The 1,835-nt window shown below is 61.7% G+C and carries 2 protein-coding genes; both read left to right on the top strand.

The features are described from left to right. A partial coding sequence (locus tag Q8M42_RS15845) for a tryptophan--tRNA ligase (protein ID WP_305284784.1) occupies positions 1-924 on the top strand: 924 nt, incomplete at its 5' end. Positions 925-1,112: 188 nt separating this feature from the next. Continuing rightward, positions 1,113-1,835, top strand: a 723-nt coding sequence (gene zapE / locus Q8M42_RS15840; RefSeq protein WP_305284782.1) for a cell division protein ZapE, incomplete at its 3' end; no start/stop codon positions are given.

Here is a 1,835-nt window from a genome sequence, read left to right as displayed (position 1 = left end):
GCGGACATCCTGATGTTCAACGCGCACAAGGTGCCGGTCGGTCGCGATCAGATTCAGCACGTGGAAATGGCCCGCGATATTGGCCAGCGCTTCAACCACCTGTTTGGCCAAGGTAAAGAGCTATTCACCCTGCCCGAAGCGGTGATTGAGGAAGACGTAGCGACCCTGCCAGGCCTCGACGGGCGCAAGATGAGCAAGAGCTACGACAACACCATCCCGTTGTTCGGCAGCGCCAAGCAGCTCAAGGACGCCGTTGCGCGGATTGTTACCGACTCCAAACTGCCGGGCGAGCCGAAAGACCCGGACAATTCGCACCTGTTTACCCTGTATCAGGCCTTTGCCGCACCAACCCAGCAGGCGGACTTCCGCGCTGCGCTGGAAGGCGGTATGGCTTGGGGCGAAGCCAAGCAGGCGCTGTGCAACCTGCTGGAAGCCGAGCTGGGCGAGGCGCGCGAGCGCTATCACGCACTGATCAGCAAACCGGCCGATCTGGAAGACATCCTCCTGGCTGGTGCCGCCAAGGCGCGCAAGACTGCCACGCCGTTCCTCGGTGAGCTGCGTGAGGCCGTGGGCCTGCGCTCCTTCCGCAGCCAGGCCGTCAATACGGCGGGGGAGAAGAAGAAAGCCGGCAAGAGCGCACGTTTTGTCAGCTTCCGTGACGACGACGGCAGCTTCCGTTTCCGCCTGCTGGATGCCGCCGGCGAGCAGCTGTTGCTGTCCAAGTCGTTTGCCGATGGCAAGGCCGCAGGCATGGTCAATAAGCGCCTGCAATCCGGCGAAGCGCTGGATGTGCGTGAGCAGGACGGCGGCTTTGGCGTCTGGTTGGACGATGAGTGTGTGGCGCAAAGCCCGGCATTCGCTGATAGCGCCACTTGTGAGGCCGCTATCGCGCGCCTGCGCGAGGCGCTGGCTCCTCAGGAGTGACGCGCTGCTAGATGGCTTTGTGGGAGGGGCTTTAGCCGCGACGCAGCGATACCGGCAGACTGTCGCGGCTAAAGCGGAGTGCCGCCCAGCCCCTCCCATGGACCGGTACGCCGTCTATAAGCCGTTGCCAATCAACGGGGGCGTCGCTAAAGTGACGCCCCCGTTTTACTTGCCCGGCTAACGAATTTATGACGCCCTTAGAACGCTACCAGGCTGACCTTAAACGCCCTGAATTCTTCCATGACGCCGCCCAGGAAACTGCGGTGCGTCATCTGCAGCGCCTGTATGACGATCTGGTCGCCGCCGACAAGGGCAGCTCCGGTATGTTCGGCAAGCTGTTCGGCAAAAAGCCGCAGGGGCCGGTTAAGGGCCTGTACTTCTGGGGCGGCGTCGGTCGCGGCAAGACTTATCTGGTCGACACCTTCTTCGATTCACTGCCGTTCGAGCGCAAGGTGCGCACGCACTTCCACCGCTTTATGAAGCGCGTGCATGAAGAAATGCGCACCCTTAAGGGCGAAAAGAACCCGCTCACTATCATCGGCAAGCGTTTCGCCGATGAGGCGCGGGTGATCTGCTTCGACGAATTTTTCGTCAGCGATATTACCGACGCGATGATCCTGGCGACTCTGCTTGAGGAGCTGTTCAAAAACGGCGTCAGTCTGGTTGCGACCTCCAATATCGTGCCCGACGGCCTGTACAAGGACGGCTTGCAGCGCGCGCGCTTCCTGCCGGCGATTGCCCTGCTCAAGCAGCACACCGAAATCGTCAACGTCGACAGCGGTATCGATTACCGCCTGCGCGCCCTGGAGCAGGCCGAGCTGTTCCACTGGCCGCTGGATGCCGCCGCCGAGGAAAGCTTGCAGAAGAGTTTCGTCAGCCTGTTGCCCGAGCACTGCGAGGTGCAGGAAAAC

Origin of the sequence: Pseudomonas sp., from assembly GCF_030684895.1 — a bacterium.
Lineage (GTDB): Bacteria > Pseudomonadota > Gammaproteobacteria > Pseudomonadales > Pseudomonadaceae > Aquipseudomonas.
The sequence above is the reverse complement of the archived record's forward strand: the minus strand, read 5'-3'. Positions and strand labels throughout refer to the sequence as shown.